This is a genomic window from Pseudomonas petroselini (genome assembly GCF_045037875.1).
Taxonomy (GTDB): Bacteria; Pseudomonadota; Gammaproteobacteria; order Pseudomonadales; family Pseudomonadaceae; genus Aquipseudomonas; species Aquipseudomonas petroselini.
The window spans coordinates 5,977,388-5,996,783 of the sequence record NZ_CP173614.1 but is presented as its reverse complement, the minus strand read 5'-3'; the positions used below and the strand labels follow the sequence as shown (position 1 = coordinate 5,996,783).

General features: G+C 58.5%; 20 protein-coding genes and 1 tRNA gene. 8 read left to right on the top strand and 13 right to left on the bottom strand.

The window, feature by feature from the left end:
- Positions 1-11 precede the first annotated feature (11 nt).
- Together ACI512_RS27590 and ACI512_RS27585 are read left to right on the top strand one after the other, a co-directional pair.
- Positions 12-2,159 (top strand): 3-hydroxyacyl-CoA dehydrogenase NAD-binding domain-containing protein, encoded by a 2,148-nt coding sequence (locus tag ACI512_RS27590; RefSeq protein WP_236383629.1) that lies wholly within the window; start codon positions 12-14, stop codon positions 2,157-2,159.
- 84 nt (positions 2,160-2,243) lie between these two features.
- On the top strand, positions 2,244-2,969 hold the full coding sequence (locus tag ACI512_RS27585; protein ID WP_236383631.1) for an amidotransferase: 726 nt from the start codon (positions 2,244-2,246) through the stop codon (positions 2,967-2,969).
- Here the strand turns inward: ACI512_RS27585 and ACI512_RS27580 are convergent.
- The 3 genes from ACI512_RS27580 to ACI512_RS27570 all read right to left on the bottom strand — a co-directional run bounded on the left by ACI512_RS27580 (position 2,966) and on the right by ACI512_RS27570 (position 5,706).
- The gene (locus ACI512_RS27580) at positions 2,966-3,937 is read right to left on the bottom strand and encodes a magnesium and cobalt transport protein CorA (protein ID WP_015885387.1); all 972 of its coding nucleotides are present in this window, start codon (positions 3,935-3,937) and stop codon (positions 2,966-2,968) included. The genes ACI512_RS27585 and ACI512_RS27580 overlap by 4 nt on opposite strands.
- Before the next feature lie 141 nt (positions 3,938-4,078).
- Positions 4,079-4,801: a 1-acyl-sn-glycerol-3-phosphate acyltransferase gene (locus ACI512_RS27575; RefSeq protein WP_236383633.1), complete on the bottom strand. Its 723-nt coding sequence runs from the start codon at positions 4,799-4,801 to the stop codon at positions 4,079-4,081.
- Between the two features lie 212 nt (positions 4,802-5,013).
- Positions 5,014-5,706 (bottom strand): crotonase/enoyl-CoA hydratase family protein, encoded by a 693-nt coding sequence (locus ACI512_RS27570; RefSeq protein ID WP_015885385.1) that lies wholly within the window; start codon positions 5,704-5,706, stop codon positions 5,014-5,016.
- Between the two features lie 320 nt (positions 5,707-6,026).
- Here ACI512_RS27570 and ACI512_RS27565 point away from each other — a divergent pair.
- Positions 6,027-6,116 (top strand) — tRNA-Ser (locus ACI512_RS27565).
- A gap of 135 nt (positions 6,117-6,251) precedes the next feature.
- Here the strand turns inward: ACI512_RS27565 and ACI512_RS27560 are convergent.
- A complete protein-coding gene (locus ACI512_RS27560; protein WP_236379938.1) occupies positions 6,252-7,748 on the bottom strand; it encodes a serine protease in 1,497 nt (498 codons plus the stop codon).
- 310 nt (positions 7,749-8,058) lie between these two features.
- On the opposite strand from ACI512_RS27560, the gene ACI512_RS27555 reads away from it, so the two are divergent.
- Together ACI512_RS27555 and ACI512_RS27550 are read left to right on the top strand one after the other, a co-directional pair.
- On the top strand, positions 8,059-9,033 hold the full coding sequence (locus ACI512_RS27555; RefSeq protein ID WP_236379939.1) for a hypothetical protein: 975 nt from the start codon (positions 8,059-8,061) through the stop codon (positions 9,031-9,033).
- Between the two features lie 39 nt (positions 9,034-9,072).
- Positions 9,073-9,393: a hypothetical protein gene (locus ACI512_RS27550; protein ID WP_224795877.1), complete on the top strand. Its 321-nt coding sequence runs from the start codon at positions 9,073-9,075 to the stop codon at positions 9,391-9,393.
- A 33-nt stretch (positions 9,394-9,426) separates the two neighbouring features.
- On the opposite strand, the gene ACI512_RS27545 is transcribed toward ACI512_RS27550, so the two are convergent.
- The 3 genes from ACI512_RS27545 to ACI512_RS27535 all read right to left on the bottom strand — a co-directional run bounded on the left by ACI512_RS27545 (position 9,427) and on the right by ACI512_RS27535 (position 11,660).
- Positions 9,427-10,467, bottom strand: coding sequence for a DMT family transporter (locus ACI512_RS27545; RefSeq protein ID WP_064052628.1), 1,041 nt, complete (start codon positions 10,465-10,467; stop codon positions 9,427-9,429).
- Positions 10,468-10,528: 61 nt separating this feature from the next.
- Positions 10,529-10,864, bottom strand: a complete 336-nt coding sequence (locus ACI512_RS27540; protein ID WP_064052629.1) for a hypothetical protein — start codon at positions 10,862-10,864, stop codon at positions 10,529-10,531.
- Between the two features lie 136 nt (positions 10,865-11,000).
- On the bottom strand, positions 11,001-11,660 hold the full coding sequence (locus tag ACI512_RS27535; RefSeq protein WP_231810154.1) for a M24 family metallopeptidase: 660 nt from the start codon (positions 11,658-11,660) through the stop codon (positions 11,001-11,003).
- Positions 11,661-11,807: 147 nt separating this feature from the next.
- Here ACI512_RS27535 and ACI512_RS27530 point away from each other — a divergent pair, with 147 nt between their 5' ends.
- Positions 11,808-12,176 (top strand): hypothetical protein, encoded by a 369-nt coding sequence (locus ACI512_RS27530; protein WP_015885378.1) that lies wholly within the window; start codon positions 11,808-11,810, stop codon positions 12,174-12,176.
- 83 nt (positions 12,177-12,259) lie between these two features.
- Here ACI512_RS27530 and ACI512_RS27525 read toward each other — a convergent pair whose 3' ends face one another.
- Positions 12,260-12,838 (bottom strand): DUF4337 domain-containing protein, encoded by a 579-nt coding sequence (locus ACI512_RS27525; protein WP_015885377.1) that lies wholly within the window; start codon positions 12,836-12,838, stop codon positions 12,260-12,262.
- Positions 12,839-12,892: 54 nt separating this feature from the next.
- Complete coding sequence (locus tag ACI512_RS27520) at positions 12,893-13,258, bottom strand: DUF2784 domain-containing protein (RefSeq protein WP_064052632.1); 366 nt, start codon at positions 13,256-13,258, stop codon at positions 12,893-12,895.
- Between the two features lie 107 nt (positions 13,259-13,365).
- On the opposite strand from ACI512_RS27520, the gene ACI512_RS27515 reads away from it, so the two are divergent.
- A complete protein-coding gene (locus ACI512_RS27515; protein ID WP_015885375.1) occupies positions 13,366-14,055 on the top strand; it encodes an HAD-IA family hydrolase in 690 nt (229 codons plus the stop codon).
- Positions 14,056-14,126: 71 nt separating this feature from the next.
- Here the strand turns inward: ACI512_RS27515 and ACI512_RS27510 are convergent, their stop codons facing one another.
- The gene (locus ACI512_RS27510; RefSeq protein ID WP_236379941.1) at positions 14,127-14,873 is read right to left on the bottom strand and encodes a 3-oxoacyl-ACP reductase family protein; all 747 of its coding nucleotides are present in this window, start codon (positions 14,871-14,873) and stop codon (positions 14,127-14,129) included.
- A 125-nt stretch (positions 14,874-14,998) separates the two neighbouring features.
- Between ACI512_RS27510 and ACI512_RS27505 the strand changes: the two genes are divergently transcribed.
- A complete protein-coding gene (locus tag ACI512_RS27505) occupies positions 14,999-15,922 on the top strand; it encodes a LysR family transcriptional regulator (protein ID WP_405121437.1) in 924 nt (307 codons plus the stop codon).
- 37 nt (positions 15,923-15,959) lie between these two features.
- Here ACI512_RS27505 and ACI512_RS27500 read toward each other — a convergent pair whose 3' ends face one another.
- The 3 genes from ACI512_RS27500 to ACI512_RS27490 form a co-directional block, all read right to left on the bottom strand.
- Positions 15,960-16,688 carry an aspartate/glutamate racemase family protein gene (locus ACI512_RS27500; protein ID WP_122810164.1) on the bottom strand — a complete coding sequence of 243 codons (729 nt, stop codon included), beginning with the start codon at positions 16,686-16,688 and terminating at the stop codon, positions 15,960-15,962.
- A gap of 13 nt (positions 16,689-16,701) precedes the next feature.
- Positions 16,702-18,231 carry an NCS1 family nucleobase:cation symporter-1 gene (locus ACI512_RS27495; RefSeq protein ID WP_064052850.1) on the bottom strand — a complete coding sequence of 510 codons (1,530 nt, stop codon included), beginning with the start codon at positions 18,229-18,231 and terminating at the stop codon, positions 16,702-16,704.
- 408 nt (positions 18,232-18,639) lie between these two features.
- Positions 18,640-19,374, bottom strand: a complete 735-nt coding sequence (locus ACI512_RS27490) for a phosphoadenylyl-sulfate reductase (protein WP_015885370.1) — start codon at positions 19,372-19,374, stop codon at positions 18,640-18,642.
- Positions 19,375-19,396: the final 22 nt, after the last annotated feature.

Genomic DNA, 19,396 nt, shown 5'->3' with positions numbered 1-19,396 from the left:
AGGAATCTGTCATGACCCAAGCCATTCGTTACGAAAAAGGCCAGGACGGCATTGTCGTGCTGACCCTGGACATGCCCGGCCAGAGCGCCAACACCATGAACAGCGTGTATCGCGAGGCCATGGCGGCCACGGTCGAACGCCTGGAGGCGGAAAAAGACGGCCTTGCCGGGGTGGTCATCACTTCGGCCAAGAAGACATTTTTTGCGGGTGGCGACCTGAATGAACTGATCAAGGTCGACACGGCTCACGCCAAGGAGTTTTACGACAGCGTGTTGGTGTTGAAGGCACAGCTGCGGCGCCTGGAAACCCTCGGCAAGCCCGTGGTGGCCGCCATCAATGGCGCGGCGCTGGGAGGCGGCTGGGAGATTTGCCTGGCCTGCCATTACCGTGTCGCGCTGGACGACAAATCAGTGCAGCTTGGCCTGCCGGAAGTCACCCTGGGCCTGCTGCCGGGTGGCGGTGGGGTGGTGCGCATGGTGCGTTTGCTGGGGCTGGAAAAGGCCTTGCCGTATTTGCTCGAAGGCAAGAAAGTGCGGCCGCAACAGGCATTGCAAGCCGGTCTGGTCAATGAGCTGGCGGCGGACCGCGAACAGTTGCTGGCCAAGTCACGCGCGTGGATCCTGGCCAATCCGGACGCCAAACAGCCGTGGGACAACAAAGCCTACCAGATCCCCGGCGGTACGCCGTCGAGCCCAAAAGTTGCCCAGATGCTGGCGATCGCGCCATCGATTTTGCGCAGTAAAACCCAGGGCTGTTTCCCCGCCCCGGAGAAAATCCTCTGCGCTGCCGTCGAAGGCGCGCAGGTGGACTTCGACACCGCACACCTGATCGAAACCCGTTATTTCACCGAGTTGGTGACCGGGCAGGTGGCGAAAAACATGATCGGCACTTTCTGGTTCCAGCTCAACGAGATCAATGCCGGCCGTTCACGGCCGCAAGGGTTTGCACCCTATGTCACACGTAAAGTCGGCGTTCTGGGTGCGGGGATGATGGGGGCGGGGATCGCTTATGTCAGCGCCAGCGCAGGCATCGACGTGGTACTCAAGGACGTCAACCTGGCCGCTGCCGAGAAGGGCAAGGCACATTCGGTGGCGCTGCTGGACAAGAAGGTCAGCCGTGGTCAGTTGACGGCGCAACAGCGTGAAGCCACCTTGGCGCGCATTCATCCTACGGCCTCCGATGCCGACTTGGCGGGTTGCGACCTGATCATCGAGGCGGTGTTCGAAGACCGCGAACTCAAGGCCAAGGTCTCGGCTGCTGCGCAAAGCGTGGTCGGCGCCGAGGCCGTGATCGCCTCCAACACGTCCACCTTGCCGATCAGCGGTTTGGCCACGGCGGTGCCGGATCAGGCCAAGTTCATCGGCCTGCACTTCTTCAGCCCGGTGGACAAGATGCCCTTGGTGGAAATCATCAAGGGCGCGCGCACCAGCGACGAAACCCTGGCGCGAGGTTTCGATTTCGTACTGCAAATCAAGAAAACTCCGATCGTGGTCAACGACAGTCGTGGCTTCTTCACCTCGCGGGTGTTCGGCACCTTCACCAATGAAGGCATCGCCATGCTCGGCGAAGGCGTGGCCGCGCCGATGATCGAGACCGAAGCCCGCAAGGCCGGCATGCCGGTGGGGCCGTTGGCGGTGTCGGATGAAGTCTCCCTCAGCCTGATGAGCCATATCCGACAGCAGACGTCCAAGGATCTGCAGGCAGAAGGCAAGGCCGTGCAGACACATCCGGCAACGGCGGTGATCGATCTGTTGGTCAACGAATACAAGCGCGTAGGCAAGGCGGCGGGGGGCGGTTTCTATGAATACCCCAGCGGTGGGCAAAAGTACCTGTGGCCAGAGTTGAAAAGCCGCTTTGAACGGCCCGACCAACGCATCTCGCCACAGGATGTGCGCGACCGCCTGCTGTTTATCCAGGCCATCGAGACCGTGCGCTGTGTGGAGGAGGGGGTGTTGATGTCCACGGCAGATGCGAACGTTGGGTCTATTTTCGGCATCGGTTTCGCGGCCTGGAGCGGCGGCGCTCTGCAGTTCATTAACCAATATGGGTTGAACGACTTTGTCGCCCGCGCTCGTTACCTGGCCGAGCAATATGGCGAACGGTTCGCACCGCCGACATTGTTGTTGGATAAAGCGGCACGCGGTGAAGTGTTCCGGTGATCGAGCGGGGGCTTGCCTTGAAGGGGTATTTCAAGGCAGGCTCTGGGGTGTGCAATATTCCCATCACCGTGTCAGGTATTTTTTATGTCGCTACGCGTCTGTATCCTGGAAACCGATATCCTGCGTCCAGGCTTGATCGATCAATACCAAGGGTACGGGCAGATGTTCAAGCGCCTGTTCTCCAAGCAGCCGATCCCCGCCGAGTTTGTCGTCTATAACGTGGTGAACGGTGAATACCCGTCCGACGACGAAGTGTTCGACGCGTACCTGGTGACCGGCAGCAAGGCCGATTCCTTTGGCACTGACCCGTGGATCCTGACCCTCAAGACCTATCTGCTCGAACGTTACGAGCGCGGCGACAAGCTGCTTGGTATCTGCTTCGGTCACCAATTGCTGGCGCTGCTGCTGGGCGGCAAGGCTGAACGCGCGAGCCAGGGTTGGGGCATTGGCATCCACGACTATAAGCTTGATGCCAAGGCGCCGTGGATGAGCCCTGAAGTGGAAGAACTGACGCTATTGATCAGCCATCAGGACCAGGTCACCACGCTGCCGGAAAATGCCACGGTCATTGCGTCGAGCGCTTTTTGCCCGTTCGCGGCGTACCACATCGGCGACCAGGTGCTGTGCTTCCAGGGCCACCCGGAATTTATCCACGACTATTCCCGCGAGTTGCTGGAAATTCTTCAGACAACCCTGGGCGAAAAGATCTACACAAACGGCGTGGCCAGCCTGGAGCGCGACCACCACGGGGCGACTGTGGCGGAATGGATGATGCGTTTTGTGGCGCACAAACCCGAGGCTCAGGTTTAAAGCCAGCCCGAACGCTTGAAACTCGCCCACAAGCCGGTGCAACCGGTCGCAATCAACCCGAGCACCGCAAAATAGCCGTAGTGCCATTGCAGCTCGGGCATGTTCTGGAAGTTCATCCCATAAATCCCCGCCACCGCGGTGGGGAACGCCAGGATCGCCGCCCACGCGGCGAACTTGCGCTGCACCACGCTCTGGCGTGATGCCTCGAGTAACACGCCGATTTCGATGGTCTGGCTGGCAATATCGCGCAGGGTGGTGAGGTCTTCCATCTGCCGCGTCACGTGGATCTGCACATCGCGGAAATACGGGCGCATGTTCTTGTCGATAAACGGGAAGTTGAGTTTCTGCAGCTCCTGGCTGATCTCCACCATCGGCGCCACATAGCGCTTGAGCCGCAGCACATCGCGGCGCAGGCCATGGATCTTCTGGATGTCGCGTTCACTCAGCGAACTGCACAGCACATTGCGCTCCAGCTCATCGATCTCGGCATGGATCGCTTCGCTCACCGGTTGGTAGTTTTCGGTGACAAAATCCAGCAGCGCATAGAGTACGAAATCTTCCCCATGCTCCAGCAACAGCGGCCGCGCCTCACAGCGCTGGCGCACAAAGCCGTAGGACGCGGAATGACCGTTGCGTGCGGTGATGATGTAGCCGTTGCCGGCAAAGATATGGGTCTCGATAAACTCCAGCTTGCCGTTCTCGCGCACCGGTGAATAGGTGACGATAAACAGCGCGTCGCCAAAGGTTTCCAGCTTGGGGCGGCTGTGTTTTTCCAGGGCGTCTTCGATGGCCAGTTCATGCAGGTTGAACTGGCGTTGTAGGTTGGCCAGTTCCTGTGCGTCGGGTTCTTCCAGGCCGATCCACACAAAGTGGCCGGGTTTGGCGGCCCAGGCCGCGCCTTCATCAAGGGTGATATCAGTGACTTTCTTACCGGCGCTGTAGACGGCGGCCGCAACAACTCTACCCATGGTGCTGATCACTTCTTATTGGGAGGACACGTGTTGGGCAGCTTAGCCTGAATGGCGTTCCGTCGTAGCCGTCGTTTCTGCAAGCTTTTGTAGTGAGCGAGCTTGCTCGCGCTGGGGTGCGAAGCGCCCCCCTGGCAGTCTTCAACCAGCCCGCACTTCGCGATCCATCGCCTCAATACACGCCGCCATCTGCGCATGGCAAGCCTGCATCAACGCCGGGATGTCATCCGAAGTCAGGCCAATTGTAGGAATTGGCGGCAACGAACGTATGATCACATCACCACTGTTCCAGCGATTGAGCCGCATGTGCGTGACGTAATTGCTGACGCACACCTGCACGATGGGCACCCCGGCCGCAATCGCCATATGGAACGCGCCCTTCTTGAACGGCAGCAAACCTTTGCCCAGGTTGCGTGTGCCTTCCGGAAACACCCAGATCGACGTGTCTTCGTGCTGCAAGGTGCGGGTGGTGGTAAGCATCGCGCGGCGTGCCTTGTGCGCATTGCCCCGGTCGATCAGCACATTGCCCGCCAGCCAGAACAACTGGCCGAACAGCGGCACCCATTTCAGGCTTTTCTTGGCGATACACACCGTGCGGTGGGGCACCACGTTGCCGAACACAAACAGGTCATAGTTGGACTGATGGTTGGCGATGATCACGCAGGTGCCAGGTTTGTTGCGCAGCGAGTCCACATCGGCCTTCACCTTCAGCCGCAGGATCCACATGGCCGGCAACGCGTAGAGGCGAGCACACAGGCGGCTGTTGTCCGGGTTGAACGGCCGGCACAGACCGACCAGCACACCCAGCACGCCAGCGAGCATAAAGTGCGGGCTCATCAACAACATGCGCAACAGAAAAAGCATCGACGCGGTCCATCGGGACAAAAGGTGGCGCAGTGTACGGTTGTGCACTGTATTCGGCAATTACCCCGGTAGAGGTAGGAGATAGGCGATGTTTAAGAGCATGTTTCAACATCTGCCGACACGGGCACGCTAGAGGGGCTGAAGGTGTTGCGAAAGTGTGTGTAAGAAAAAGCCCGACTCTGGGCCGGGCTTTGGCGTATCAGGCGTAGGGCTTAACTCAGAATATGCCCCTGGTCCTGAATAATGGCGTCATCCAAGGCTTCCAACAGTTCTTTGCGCACCTTCAACTTGGTGTGTTTGTGGGCGTTCATATTGAGCTTCTTCAACTGACGCGCGGCTTCCAGCGCGGCGGCATGCAACTCCTCCGGTGCCACCACCTTGTCGAGGAAGCCCGCTTGCAACGCGCCCTGCGGGTCAAACATCTCGGCATTGATCACCGAGCGGTGGAAGGCTGATTTACGCAGACGATCCCGCGCCAACTCGATACCGGCGTGGTGCATGGTCATGCCGATCGCCACCTCGTTCAGGCCAATGCTGAACGGGCCTTCCACCCCAATCCGATAATCCGCCGATAGCAGCAAAAAGGCGCCCTTGGCCACCGCATGCCCAGGGCACGCCACAATCACCGGGAACGGGTGCGACAACAAACGACGCGCCAACGTCGAACCCGACGTCACCAGGCCGATCGCCTCTTTAGGGCCGGCGGTCATCACCTTCAAATCATAACCACCCGACAGAATCCCCGGCGTGCCGGTGATCACCACCACCGCCCGGTCCTTCTCGGCCTGGTCCAGCGCTTCATTAAACGCACTGACCACCGCCGGAGAAATGGCATTCACCTTGCCGTTGCTCAAGGTCAGGGTCGCGATACCGTCTTCGAGGTGGTAGGCAATCAACTCACTCATGACGCGGTTCCTTGTAGGACTTGTTATAGAAGTATGCAGCAGACGTTACCCACCACGCCCGCCCCGGTAAAGCGCTGTGACTGACTGGCCAGTCAGGGTTTTCCCCTGCACAGGGCGCCCAAATGCCGGGGGCAGGGCGCAATCGCCGTCCCAGACACACACCGCCCATGCCTGAGAATGGCACAATCACCGCCCCTTGCCGGGCATTGAGCGGCACAACCTGCTAACCACATGAATATTCTGAAAAAAACCTTTGCCATCAGAAAGGCTTTCGACTACATTAGCGCGCCTCGACAGACTGAACTGGTTTGACGAGATACGGTGAAGTGTCCGAGTGGCTTAAGGAGCACGCCTGGAAAGTGTGTATACAAGAAATTGTATCGAGAGTTCGAATCTCTCCTTCACCGCCACATTCTTGAAAAAATCCCGCGAGTTAACCACTCTGCGGGATTTTTTTTGCCCGCGATCTCGCAGCGTACCCCCGTCTGTCCCCCGTTCGTGACAGGACTCGAGTCATCAAAAGTTGCTGAAAGTAGCGTGCTGCCTCACCTGGCATGACGCTGCGAGCGAACCGTTGCGCCTTCGATCACGTCTGTGCGAATGGCCGATGGTTGCCCGGTGTTGCTGCGTGCATAGCTGCATAACGTGATCGGCAGCTCTGCTATTTCGAGGAAAATGCCGTCCAGGGCCAGGGTGTAGCGTTCGTCGTCAATATCGCCACAGGGGGTGCTGATCGCCGAGTTCACGCTGTAGTAGTAATGCCGGCTGAAACTGCTGTGCTGGTTTTCCCAGGTGATGTGGTAGCGGTGTTTGAGCTGCGGTGCCGGGGCTGGGTTGGTCAGGAATACCGAATGGGTGAATACATTGCGCAGCAGCGGTACGGTCAGCGGTTGTTCGGCCTTTTGCACGCCGAGTATGCACAGCACATGCGACCCCAGCACTGGGCCGATGGGCAGGTTGATGTAGGCCTCGTCAGAGGCGACAGCGACCTGGTAGCCATGCGTGCGTGCGCAATCGCTGATGTCATTCACGGCCTTGAATCGGTAGAACGGTTCCTGGATCGAGAACCTCAGGTTCCACGTCGGACGGATAACTTGGTCGGCGGCGTTACGTTGTAAATGCACATAGGGTTTCAGGTTCCACGGCTCGTCCAGCGTGATTTCAACGGCCTTGAGCTGGCAGGTCAGGGTGTCGTTACGGAAAACACCGTCTACAAAGCAGTAGTACAAGTCGTTGGCGGGATAGCTGTAGTTGAATTTCGCGGCTTCGCACGCCGAGTTGTTCTGGCAGCTGTTGAGAATGTCCCTCTGAATGGCAGACGCGACCTTGCTGATGATGCTGGTGATTTCATTGGTGTTCCGGTCCAGCATTGGACTGCCGGAGCTGCCTGGGCGCAGACCATTGCAGCGGTTGCGCAAGGCGCTGGGGAACACGCCGGGATGTTCGGCAAAATTGTTGATGGTCGACTCCACGCAGGCACTCATGCGTAGTCCCTTTTTCAGAAAACCGGTTGGCGCTCCCACGTTGATCACTTCTCGATCTGTCGCCTGACGCTGAGATGCCAGCTTGAGTGGCATGATTGCGTTGGTCACCAGCACGGCCAGTGACGTATCCAGTTCGAGCACGGCCAAATCGGTACCCGCCATGCTGCTCCAGTGTGCTGTCTTGACGGCGTAGGTGACATGCCGTTCGGGCGTGTCATGAAAGTAATTGAAGGTGACATCGGCGGTGATCGCCTGACGCAGGCGCGCTGTACCGTAGCTGAAGAACACGCAGTGCCCGCTGGTCAGCACATAAGCCGGGCCGACGGCCTTACCCCGGTGATCACGAGTGTCGAGTAGAACGGCATTGCAGGTCTGGCCTAAGGCGTTTTTCAGTGATCCGATGCCGGTCCATTGCGGGTAACGGTGGTCTTTATTTTCAAGGGCCGCGGAAGGTGACTGTTCGGTAAGTCCCTCGGCCAGGTCTCTGGCGTGGCTGGGCCAGACAGTGCTGAGCAACAGGAAATACAGGAAAACGCGAGCGGTGCGAGTAAGTGACATGAGGAGCCTCGACAAGGAAGTCATTGATTGGCTGAAACTATCCAATCAGGCCAAGGCAGGAGACATACATGGCTATTGATTAACGCGCTCGAGCTCTCGGTCAGCACGTGTAGGGTTTGGCGCTTGAGCCATACGAGCGCGTATCTGACCAGTAGTCCTGGGCAATTGATCTTTAGTGCTTGCAATCGTAGGCATGATCTCTGATTTAAGTAGTCCATTTCCCAAACGCTAAAAACACCCCAGTACGCGTCTTACCTCGCTTGTAGCTCGTTCTTATAGTCGTGCGCCTCAGTCATTTGGAGGTGCACGCATGCAGGGACCTTACGCATTTATCAATGAGCGACCGCGGCCCTATCCACTGCTCAAACTCAGCCTTTCGCTGAATCCCCATACACAAACCAAATTCGACACCCTCAACCAGCACATCCGCAACACCGTTGTTTTGCCTGGGCAATTGGTGATCATCGGGGATAGCCGAACCGCCTCTTGCACCGCTGAAGAGGCATGGCTGATGCGCTCGGCGCAGAATATAAAACTTGCCCTGTTGGCGCACTCAGCAACTGATCAATTCCTGATCAAAAACTATGATCAGTTACAAGCCATCTTGTCCTATACCTCCCTCGGCATCGGAAGCGCCAGCACTGCCTGGAGCAAGCACTTGGCGCAAGTCGAGAAGACCCTTATGGACATCGACGATTTGCACAAGCAGTACTTGAGGAGGGGAACCTCGGGGGCTAGGGACGCGTTTCTGGTTAAGCGCAGAGCGCTGTTTGCGAGGCTGGATAGCCAAGTCTCGGGTATGGCGCGCTTGGGTACGGGTTTGAAAAACGAAGGGTCGATTAAAAAAATGCTCGGCATTTCCAGTAGGAGCTACTGGCACCATGGAGAGATTCGAGGGTATGAGGAACGGGTCAGGCGTGTAGCCAAGGCTTCGCAGATTTTGAAGAAGGGAACTTACATTGGTATAGCGCTGGACGTTGGTGCCACAGCGCTGGAGATAACGGAGGCGTGTTCCACTGGGCGTGAGCAAGAGTGTACGCAGGCGAAGTATGTTGAGGGAGGCAAATTGGTGCTAGGCGTTGGGGGGGCATCGCTGGGTGGAAGTATGGGGGCCTCTGTGGGAATAGGCGCCTGCATGATTGTTTTTGGCATACCTACAGCAGGCGCCGGAGCTTTGGCATGTGCCATCGTTGGCGGAGCAGCAGGCGGATTGGCCTTGGGCAAGTTAGGAAGCGAGGGTGGGGAAATTGCGGGTAAATTTCTCTATAAGACTGTGAGCGATTAAATGTACCTAGAATTTATGATGTTGTGCTCATGTGGCCTCATGTTACTCAGCATCCCGCTGACATTTTTTGTCATGTTCAAAAAGCTCGATGCAGCAGAACGCTATGTGGAACACAGTGACTATGTAATCGTCCATAGGCGGATTTTCCGTAATGCTCCATTTGAAGGCCGGCAGGTACGCGTATTTGCCATGGCTATCATTATTCTTATCCCCAAAGTACTTCAATGGAGGCGTTTGGTACGGGTTGAAGACGTTGAAAAAATCCCACGACATCTCAAGTGCTGGATGGTCATACCAACACTCGTTGCCGTCATATCCATTACGGGGATGACTATCAGTTGGATTCTTATAAAAACCTAATCTGCATGAAATACGGGCGACTCGCTGTCGCCCTCAATGCCTATGCCGATGATGCACATCCGGAAAATGCGCATGGCTATGCCTCATCGCGCTATGCACATGCACATGACTATGCGGCTCCGCCGGATCCCATTCAAAGTGATGCTCATGCTGATGGTGTTCATCATGCACATGTCGGTGCCCGTGCTCCGTCGCCTCATGCAGATGTTCATGGGCATGCCGCTCCGTCAGGTGCAGCCAAACCCCCACGGCCATCAGCGCCGACGCAATCCAGAACGCGACGGTCACCGACTCCCCGAACGCCAGCAGGGCCACCACGGCGCCCAGGAACGGCGCCGTGGAGAAGTAGGCACCGGTGCGCGCACTGCCCAGCCCACGCAGCGCCAGCACAAACATGACCAGGCTGATGCCATACCCTAGAAAACCCACCAACAAAATAGGCGCCAACTGCGCCACAGCCGGTATCTGCGCGCCTAGATAAAGCGCCAGGCTGCAATTCACCACCCCGGCAATCAGCCCTTTGGCCCCTGCGATAAACAACGCGTCCGACGCTGAAACCTTGCGCGTCAGGTTGTTATCAATCCCCCAGCACAAGCATGCCACGGCCACTGCAAACGGGCCGGTCCAGTCGTGGGTGGCGCCGCCGCCGTCGGACCATGACAACACTAAACCGCCCATGACTATCGCGATCATCCCGAGGATTAGGCGGCGGTCTGCGTTTTCTCTAAACACCACCCAGGCGATAACGGCGGTCAACACCGATTCAAGGTTAAGCATCAGGGAGGCGGTTGCGCCGGCGGTGCGGGTCAAGCCGAACATCAAGGCCACGGGCCCGAGGATGCCGCCAAAGGTGATGGCGCCGATCAGCCAGGGCCATTCGGATGCGGTCAGGCCGGTGGGTTTCCAGCCGCGATCGCGGATAAGGCGCACGCCGGCGAGACCGATGCCGCTGCCCAGATAGAGCAGGCCGGCGAGCAGTACGGGCGAGAGACCGAGGCCGAAACTTTTGGCGAGCGGGATGCTGGCGCCGAACAGGGCGGCGGCCGCGAGGGCATACAGAATACTAAGGTTCATGGGCCGTCCTCGAGAGTTCAGCCCATGATACGTCGCTTGCTCAGGTTAAATCCCGTGGGATTTACTGCGCGGTTTTCAGCTTGATCACATCACCCGAAATCTTGGTGGTATAGCCACTCAACACCCAAGCCCAGAACCAGTTTTCCTGCACTTGGGTATTGATCAGTGCGTCGCCGCCTTTTGCCTTGATGGCTGCATCCTGGGCGCGGACAAAACGGCTGTTCTGGCCGATCGGGATAACCCCGAACAACATGATGCCGGTGGCGCTGCCTTCGCCGTGTCCGAGCACGGTGTATTGGCTGCTGTCGTATTGCGGGGATTTGATGGCGGTGCCGGTGCAGCCTGCAAGCGCGAAACCGAGAACTGCTGCTGCAACCACTTTACTGACGTACTTCACTGGGTAACTCCATGGGCTGAATGTTCGAGATTCAATTCTCGAAGGCGCGCCACTCTAATACCCGTAATCCTAGAATGGAATTAGTGATTCAGAAATTTCATCTTCAAGCCTGCACGTACACCCAGGCAGCCAGCCCCTAAGCGAGTAGGTCTTCGTAAAAAGCACCATAGGGTTTGCTCGGATGGGCGATCTGGATTTCCAGGATCCACAGCCCAGCATTCGGATAGTGCTCGAAATCACCCAGGTCGCCGCCGCGATGGATGGCGTGGGGGAAGTCGCTGACGCGGTGGCCCTTGATGTTGAGGTTGAGTTGCCAGCCCATGGCCTGGGCTTGTTCTTCGGCGTAGCGGTAAAGCTCCAGGCCGACGACTTGGTCGTTTTTCCAGCGGGACTGTACGCGGTCGAAGAGTGCTTTGGCGGCATTGGCGCAGGCGTGCATGTGAGGGTCGTCGCCGATGGCGAAGGTGGCGCCGGCGTCACCTTCGTGGCCTTGCCAGACGGCGCCCATGTCGATGAAGAAGATGTCGTTGTCGCCCAGCACCGGGTCGCCGTCGGAGCGTTGTTTGAAGGTCTTGAGGGTGTTGGCGCCAAAGCGAATCAGCAATGGATGCCAGATGCGTTGCATGTCGAGGTCGGCGAGGACTTGTTTGCCGAGGTCGCGGGCTTCGGATTCGAGCATGCCCGGGCGGATGCGTTGGGAGAGTTGTTCAATGGCCTGCCAGGTCATGGCTTGGGCGTAACGCATGGATTCGATGCTGTAGGCGGCGCCCACGGCTTCTTTGGGTTGTGCGGTCACCGGCTTTTTCCTCGGTTTGAACTGTACTGGTCGTTATTCCTTTTACTATATAGCGATGTAATGGCAAAGGACTCATAAACGCTGGTGGTGAATTCCAGGACTTGCTAAGGTCGCCGCCTTTCCAATACGCCATTCAGAGGGATCTAAATGCACCCGGTACTTCGCAAGACATTCGGCGGGCTTTCTGCCCAGTACTACATTCGCAATTTTCTGTTCGGGCTGATTTTTCCCGTACTGATCTACACCGCGCTGACCCATTCGAAAACCGGTGTGTTCACACTCGGCGCGTTGGCCTATTGCGTCGTCAATAGCGTGCTTTACCCCTACGCGCGTTTCGTTTACGAAAGCATCATGGATTACATTTTTGGCAACAACGTGTTCTTCGTGAACGCGATTCTGATGCTGACCGTCAAGGTGTTCACCATGGCGATTTGCTGGACCATGGCGGTTTTCATTGCGCCTATTGGGCTGGCTTATCTGTACTTCCACCACAGCCGTGCGGTGGATCAGGCCTGATTCGATGCCACAACCTGCATAGACTGTGGCGAGGGAGCTTGCTCCCTCGCCACGGGTACATCGGTTGCCCGTAACTGATGGGGTCAGATATGCAGCCAGGCCAAACTACCCAACACCACCGCCACACCCGCCGCCGCATACGACATTCGCTTCAACCATTCCCGCCGGGTCAACAACGTAATCGCCGCCAATGAAATTGCGATCTGGATCGCTGTCATCGCCTGGGCCCAGCGATGATGCTGGTGCAACGCCTGCTCCGACTTCTCATCCCATTCCTTCGACGTGGCTTCAAGTTTTTCGGCCTGCTTGCGCACGTCTTCCTTCTGGCTCTTGTAGCGCTCGATCTCATCCTTGTAATGCGCCGCGTCCACACCGGGAATATGGGTGGCCAGTTCCGCAAGATTCTGCCGGCTGGATTTGGCCTGGTAGTAATTCCACTGATTGGCGGCTTCGGTCTTGATGATGGCGGCGTTGTTTTTGTCCATCGCCGCCTCGCTTTCGGTAGAGCCGGCCTGGTAGCTGAGCATCGCGCCGAGGGTGGCCATCAGGGCGGTCATCACGGCGATGCGGCTGGCGAAATTGTCGCCACGGCCGTGGGCATGTTCGGTGGTGTGTTCGATGTGTTTTTCGTGGGGGCTGGGGACTTCGAAGGCTTCGGACATGGGGGCGTCTGTGAAGGGACTGAGGGACTCTGATTCTTCACCAGTGAAGCTGTCTCAAGCCTGTCCGTAACGCCGGATCAACCGCCCATACACCAGAATGTTGATCGCCAGCACCAATGCGCCCAAGCCCAACTGGATCTGCGGGGTCAGCCCTGCGGGGTAGATCAGGGTCAGGAGGTAGTGCTCGATAAACCCGCCGCCATAGCCGTCTTGCCCGGCAAGATGGCGAAACAGGTTTTCCCATCGAGTGAGCGGGCAGGGCAGGTGGAACACTTCAACGGCAATCCCCCAGGCCACAGCGGGCAGGTGCAGCCAGAGGACAGGCCGCCACTTGAGGGCAAGCAGGCCTCCAAACAGCACAAACAGGATGAACGTGAGGTGAAACAGCACCAGGCTGTCGGCAGCTAGACGGTAGAGCATTACGCACACTTCAAAAGGGGAGGTCCATAGTCTAAAGGGTTGCTTGCGTGCAAGCGTGGCCGTTATTGTGCTGAATCCTTTTAGTCTTCCCCCAAGGTTCTGTTGCGATGAATGCACCGCGTACCGCAGTCGGTCCGATCAAGGCCGTGATTTTCGATATGGACGGGTTGTTGCTGGATACCGAAGGCATCTACACCGAAGTCACGCAGATCATCGCCGAACGCTACGGCCGTACCTATGACTGGGGCATCAAGCAGCACATCATCGGGCGCGGCGCCCAGGACCTGGCGGACTACGTCGTGAAGGCGCTGGATCTGCCGATTACACCGGCCGAGTTCCTGGAGATCCGTGAACCACTGATGAGCGAGCGCTTCCCCAAGGCCTTGGGCATGCCCGGCGCCGAAGCATTGGTGCGGCACTTGAAGGCGCACAATATTCCGATCGCCGTGGGTACCAGTTCGTCGCGCAATTCGTTTGGCCACAAGACCACGTTGCACCGTGAATGGTTTGGACTGTTCGGGACCATTGTCACCGCCGACGACCCGGAAGTCGGGGCCGCCAAACCTGCGCCGGACATCTTCCTCACCGCCGCCCGCCGCCTGGGCGTTGCACCCGAGGATTGCCTGGTGTTCGAAGACTCCCCGTTTGGGGTCACCGCCGCGAAAGCAGCCCACATGACCGCCATCGCCGTGCCGGATGAGGCCATGGCCGACAGCAAGTACCAGCACGCTGACCAGATCATCCGCAAGCTCGCGGATTTTGATTTGGCGGCTTACGGCCTGCCACCTTTCCCCTGAATAAAACACGCTTAAAAAGGTGGGAGGGGCTTGCCCCCTCCCACCTTTGATTTTGCAGTGTTGCGGAAAGCCTAGGCGCTGAAGCCACCATCAATGGTCAGGCTTGCACCGGTGATGTAACCGGCTTCCGGCCCAGCCAGGTAAGCCACGAAGCTGGCAATCTCTTCTACGTGTCCATACCGACCCACGGCCATCAACCCGATCAGGCTTTCGGCAAAATCACTGTTCGCCGGGTTCATGTCGGTATCCACCGGCCCGGGCTGCACGTTATTGATGGTGATTCCGCGAGGCCCCAAATCCCGCGCCAACCCCTTGGTCAACCCGACCAGCGCCGCCTTGCTCATCGCATAGGGGCCGCCGCCGCCAAACGGCATGCGTTCGGCGTTGGTGCTGCCGATGTTGATCACGCGGCCACCTTCACCCATGTGCTTGGCCGCTTCCTGGGTCGCGATAAACACGCTGCGTACGTTGATCGCCAAGGTCTGGTCAAAGTCTTCCAGCCTGAAATCTTCCAGCGGGGCGATGGCCAGTACCCCTGCGTTATTGACCAGGATATCGATGCGCCCAAAGGCTTCAACGGTGGCGTTGACCGCATTGCGAATCGCGGCCGCATCGGCGCTGTCGGCCTGAATCGCCAAGGCTTTGCCGCCTTCGCTGATCACGCTGTTCTGCAATGCGTCGGCCTTGGCGGCGGAGCTCACATAGGTAAAGGCAACCGCTGCGCCTTGTGCTGCGAGGCGCTTGACGATGGCGGCACCGATGCCGCGCGAACCGCCTTGAATCAAGGCGACTTTGCCGCTGAGGTTCTGTGTGGTCATGTCGATCTCCTAACTGTTCAAGGCGGGATGCCTTGCTGATGGAGCCGAGTATCGACCTGGGCAGTGCCTACCGGTAGACCGTGATTGCTATAGTCTGTGTAAACCAAAAGTTTAGAGTGGGCGACATGGAAAGCTTTGGCAGTATCGAATGCTTCGTGCGCAGCGCCGAAGGTGGCAGCTTTGCCGAGGCCGCCCGGCACCTGAGTCTCACACCGGCAGCCGTCGGCAAAAGTGTCGCCAAGCTGGAAGCGCGCCTGGGTGTGCGCCTGTTCCAGCGCAGCACCCGACGACTGACCCTGACCGAAGCCGGCAAACTGTTTCTCGACGAAGTCAGCGGCAGCCTTACCACCATCCAGAACGCCGTCGCCAACCTGGCCAGCGCCGAAGGGCGGCCGGTGGGTACGCTCAAGGTCAGCATGGGCACGGTGTTCGGTAATCGGTATGTGGTGCCACTGTTGGGGGCGTTCATGCAGCGCTTTCCGGATATCAGCCCGGACTGGCATTTCGATAATCGCCAGGTCGACCTGATCGGCCAAGGCTTTGACGCGGCCATTGGCGGTGGCTTCGAGCTGCCTCAGGGCGTGGTGGCGCGTAAGTTGACGCCGGCGCATCGGGTGTTGGTTGCCTCAAAGGACTACCTGGCGCAGCGAGCGCCCGTACTGACCCCCGAAGATCTGGCACGGTGCGCGGGTATTCTGATTCGCTCTCCCCAAACCGGCCGCATACGTTCCTGGCAATTGACCAGTATCGAGCGTGAACACCGCCCGCTGGTGCTCAAACCGAGCATGACCATGAGCGACTCCGAAGCCGCCTGCTGTGCCAGCGCCCAGGGCCTGGGCATCGCGTTGGTGAGCATGCCGATGGCGGTGCCGTTCCTCGACAGTGGCGCGGTGGTGCGGGTGTTGCCCGACTGGTACATCGACGACGGCAACATCTCCATTTATTACGCCGAACACAGACTGCTGCCCGGCAAGACCCGGGCGTTTGTGGATTTCATCATCGAGCAGTTTGCCGAAGCGAAGCTGGGCCAAAGGTTCAGCGCGATCTAAATGTGGGAGGGAGCCAGCCCCTTCCCACAGTTGACCTTCAGCGACCGAACTTACCCGGCCAGCCAACCACTTTCTTTGCCCTTGGCGTTGCGTAAGTCCTGATCTTCGAGGTCGACAACCCTAACCGCACCAGCGATTCGGCAATGGTCACCGCTGCGGTCACACCGTCCACCACCGGGACGCCGGTGCGCTGGCGAATGTGCTCGTCCAGCCCGGCCATGCCGCCGCAGCCCAGGCAGATCACCTCGGCCTTGTCTTCGCTGATGGCCAGTTCCGCCTGGCGCACGATGGCTTCCATCGCGGCCAGTGGGTCTTGTTCCAGCGCCAGCACGGCCATCCCACTGGCACGCACCGAGGCGCAGCGTTGGTACAGGCCGGCCAATCTCAAGCGGTCTTCGATCAGTGGCACCGTGCGGTCCAGGGTGGTCACCACCGAATAGGCGTGCCCCAGGAACATTGCCGTGCTGGCGGCCGCTTCGGTGATGTCGACCACCGGCACGTTCAACAACTCCTGCAGGCCTTCGCGGCCATGTTCACCGTAGCCGGCCTGGATCACCGCGTCGAACGGTTGGTCGTAAGCCATGACCCGGTCCATCACCGCAATGGCCGCCAGGTAGCTTTCAAAATTGCCCTCCACTGACTCCGCGCCGAAGTAAGGCGTGAGCCCGACAATCTCGGTGCCCGGCGCGGCCACCGCCCGTGCCTGCTGGGCGATGGTTTCAGTAATGGATTCGGTGGTGTTGACGTTGACCACGAGGATGCGCATGGAAGGTCCTTGATTAATGACTGACGTTATCGACTGCAATGCTTTCGCCGCTGACATCGGCGTAGAACGGCTGGCGCTTGGCAATCAGCAAGTACAGCAGCCCTGCAATACCGGCGCCAAACATCCAGGAAAACGGTGAGACGCTGGCGAAACCGGGCAGCAGGGCCAGGAGAATGGCGATCACGGCTGCGGGAATGAACGCCGCCACCGCCCGCAGATTGACGCCACGGCTGTAGTAATAAACGCCGTTCGGGTCTTCGCTATACAGCTGCGGTACGTCTACCTGGCTTTTACGGATCAGCCAGTAATCGACCATGATCACCCCGTACAACGGCCCCAGCAGTGCGCCCAGGCCGGAGAGGAAATACACGATCACCAGCGGGCTGTTATAGAGATTCCACGGCAGGATCAGCACCGCCACGGTGGCGCTGATCAGCCCGGCACGCCGGAAGTTCAGGTACTTGGGCGCCAGGTTGCTCAGCACGAAGGCCGGCGCGACGAAGTTGGCCATGATGTTCACTGCCACGGTGACAATCAGGAAGGCCAGGCAGCCCAGCACTAGGAAGAACGTATTGGGGATGGCGGCGATGATTTCGGTGGGGCTTTCGATCACCCGGCCATTGAGTTGGAATTGGCCACCACACAGCAACACGGTAATTGCGGCGAACACCAGGATATTCACCGGCAGGCCCCAGAAATTGCCGACTTTGATGGTCTTGCGGCACGGGGAGGAGCGCGCGAAGTCGCAGAAGTTGAGGATCAACGTGCCGTAGATCGCCAGCCACAGCGCGCCACCGGCGAAGATATTGCGCCACATCTCACCACCGGTCAGCGGCTCGCGGACCGACCAGGCAATATGGCCGCCCGCCTGGAAGTACATCCAGCCGGCCAGTGCGGCCACGGTCAGCAGGATCACCGGCCCGGCGAAACCTTCATAGCGGCGCACCATTTCCATGCCGTAGGCCAGGATCACCAATTGCACAAACCAGATCGCCACAAAACACACCCAGCCCAGGGTTGATAAGCCCAGGATCGAGTTGTGGTCGTAATCGGCGAACCCCGGGTGAATCGCGCTCAGCAACACGCGCAACACCACCGAAGCCAGGTAGGTCTGGATACCGAACCAGGCGATCGCAATCACTGCGCGGATCAGCGCCGGTATCTGCGCGCCATGGATGCCGAAGCTGATACGGCTGATCACCGGAAACGGCACGCCGGTCTTCTGCCCCATGTAGCCCGACAGGTTCATGAAGAAATACACCAGCGCCGCCCCGATCCCCAGTGACAGCAAGATCTGCCAGCCGCCCAGGCCCAACGCATACAAGCCGATGGCGAACGAGTAGTTGGCGATGTTGTGCACATCATTGGTCCACAGCGCGAAGATGCTGTAACGCCCCCATCGCCGGCCTTCGACCTTGGTCGGCGCCAGGTCCTTGTTGTGCAGGCGCGGGCTCAGTACCAACGGACCGGGAACCATGGCTTCGGGGTTCAGGGAAGAGGAGGGCAGATCCAGTGCGATAGTGTTCGAGAGGCTTGTACGCATTCCGGCAGGCTCCAGCACATCGGCAGCCGGGCCGCGGATGGCAAAGTGTATGTAGGTTTTGTATTTATTGTATACAAAGCGCATTTCACCTTAAGCCACATGCGTGCCAGTTTTCGATCTATGAAAACTGCGGGTCATTTCGTTTTTGCAGTCAGTGAAAATAACTTACTGAATTGAAAGCGATATAAATTGACCGTTTGAACAGCTATTTATTTTTCTGTCGGAAAGGAACATAGAAGAGCGCAAAAAATGCGTGGGGAAAGGTGTTACATAACGGTGCGGGTTTAGATGGATTGCACACATAAATGGCACCGATGGTTACATCTGTGTGTACATCTTTGGTGGCAAACACAAACAAGATGTGGGAGGGGGCAAGCCCCCTCCCACATTTTCTTGCCGCGCCAGTGCTTACGCCTTGCTGATGATATTCCCCGCGTGCAGCCCGCATTCCTTCTGCGTGGCTTCCTCCCACCACCAGCGGCCTTCACGCTCATGCTGGTTCGGCAACACCGGACGGGTGCAGGGCTCACAGCCGATGCTGATAAAACCGCGCTCGTGCAGGCTGTTGTACGGCAACTCCAACATGCGGATGTAACCCCAGACTTCCTCACTGGTCATCTGCGCCAGTGGATTGAATTTGTACAGGGTACGTTCCGGCGTGGAGAAGGCCGTGTCGATTTCAAGCGCTGCCACCTGGCTGCGGGTGCCGGGGCTCTGGTCGCGACGCTGGCCGGTGGCCCAGGCATTCACGCCTGCGAGTTTACGGCGCAGCGGCTCGATCTTGCGCACGCCGCAGCATTCGCCATGGCCGTCCTTGTAGAAGCTGAACAGGCCTTTCTCTTTGACAAAGGGTTCCAGCTTGCTCTGGTCCGGCGAAATCAGCTCGATGTCGATCTTGTAGAAGTCGCGCACCTGCTCGATAAACCGGTAGGTTTCCGGGTGCAGGCGGCCGGTGTCGAGGCTGAACACCTTGACGTTCTTGTTCAGCTTCCAGGCCATGTCGACCAGCACCACGTCCTCGGCGCCGCTGAAGGAAATCCACAGGTCATCACCGAACTGGCTGAACGCCAGTTTGAGAATGTCCTGGGCGGATTTGTTGGCGTAAGTCGCGGCGAGTTCAGCGACGTCGAAGGTTTGGTTCATCAGGACGGTTCCTACAGGTCAG

Bases quoted from the DNA above. Each gene is read 5' to 3' on its own strand.
- ACI512_RS27590 (WP_236383629.1), top strand. From the start codon at position 12: ATGACCCAAGCCATTCGTTACGAAAAAGGCCAGGACGGCATTGTCGTG.
- ACI512_RS27585 (WP_236383631.1), top strand. From the start codon at position 2,244: ATGTCGCTACGCGTCTGTATCCTGGAAACCGATATCCTGCGTCCAGGC.
- ACI512_RS27580 (WP_015885387.1), bottom strand. From the start codon at position 3,937: ATGGGTAGAGTTGTTGCGGCCGCCGTCTACAGCGCCGGTAAGAAAGTC.
- ACI512_RS27575 (WP_236383633.1), bottom strand. From the start codon at position 4,801: ATGCTTTTTCTGTTGCGCATGTTGTTGATGAGCCCGCACTTTATGCTC.
- ACI512_RS27570 (WP_015885385.1), bottom strand. From the start codon at position 5,706: ATGAGTGAGTTGATTGCCTACCACCTCGAAGACGGTATCGCGACCCTG.
- ACI512_RS27560 (WP_236379938.1), bottom strand. From the start codon at position 7,748: ATGTCACTTACTCGCACCGCTCGCGTTTTCCTGTATTTCCTGTTGCTC.
- ACI512_RS27555 (WP_236379939.1), top strand. From the start codon at position 8,059: ATGCAGGGACCTTACGCATTTATCAATGAGCGACCGCGGCCCTATCCA.
- ACI512_RS27550 (WP_224795877.1), top strand. From the start codon at position 9,073: ATGTTACTCAGCATCCCGCTGACATTTTTTGTCATGTTCAAAAAGCTC.
- ACI512_RS27545 (WP_064052628.1), bottom strand. From the start codon at position 10,467: ATGAACCTTAGTATTCTGTATGCCCTCGCGGCCGCCGCCCTGTTCGGC.
- ACI512_RS27530 (WP_015885378.1), top strand. From the start codon at position 11,808: ATGCACCCGGTACTTCGCAAGACATTCGGCGGGCTTTCTGCCCAGTAC.
- ACI512_RS27525 (WP_015885377.1), bottom strand. From the start codon at position 12,838: ATGTCCGAAGCCTTCGAAGTCCCCAGCCCCCACGAAAAACACATCGAA.
- ACI512_RS27520 (WP_064052632.1), bottom strand. From the start codon at position 13,258: ATGCTCTACCGTCTAGCTGCCGACAGCCTGGTGCTGTTTCACCTCACG.
- ACI512_RS27515 (WP_015885375.1), top strand. From the start codon at position 13,366: ATGAATGCACCGCGTACCGCAGTCGGTCCGATCAAGGCCGTGATTTTC.
- ACI512_RS27510 (WP_236379941.1), bottom strand. From the start codon at position 14,873: ATGACCACACAGAACCTCAGCGGCAAAGTCGCCTTGATTCAAGGCGGT.
- ACI512_RS27505 (WP_405121437.1), top strand. From the start codon at position 14,999: ATGGAAAGCTTTGGCAGTATCGAATGCTTCGTGCGCAGCGCCGAAGGT.
- ACI512_RS27500 (WP_122810164.1), bottom strand. From the start codon at position 16,688: ATGCGCATCCTCGTGGTCAACGTCAACACCACCGAATCCATTACTGAA.
- ACI512_RS27495 (WP_064052850.1), bottom strand. From the start codon at position 18,231: ATGCGTACAAGCCTCTCGAACACTATCGCACTGGATCTGCCCTCCTCT.
- ACI512_RS27490 (WP_015885370.1), bottom strand. From the start codon at position 19,374: ATGAACCAAACCTTCGACGTCGCTGAACTCGCCGCGACTTACGCCAAC.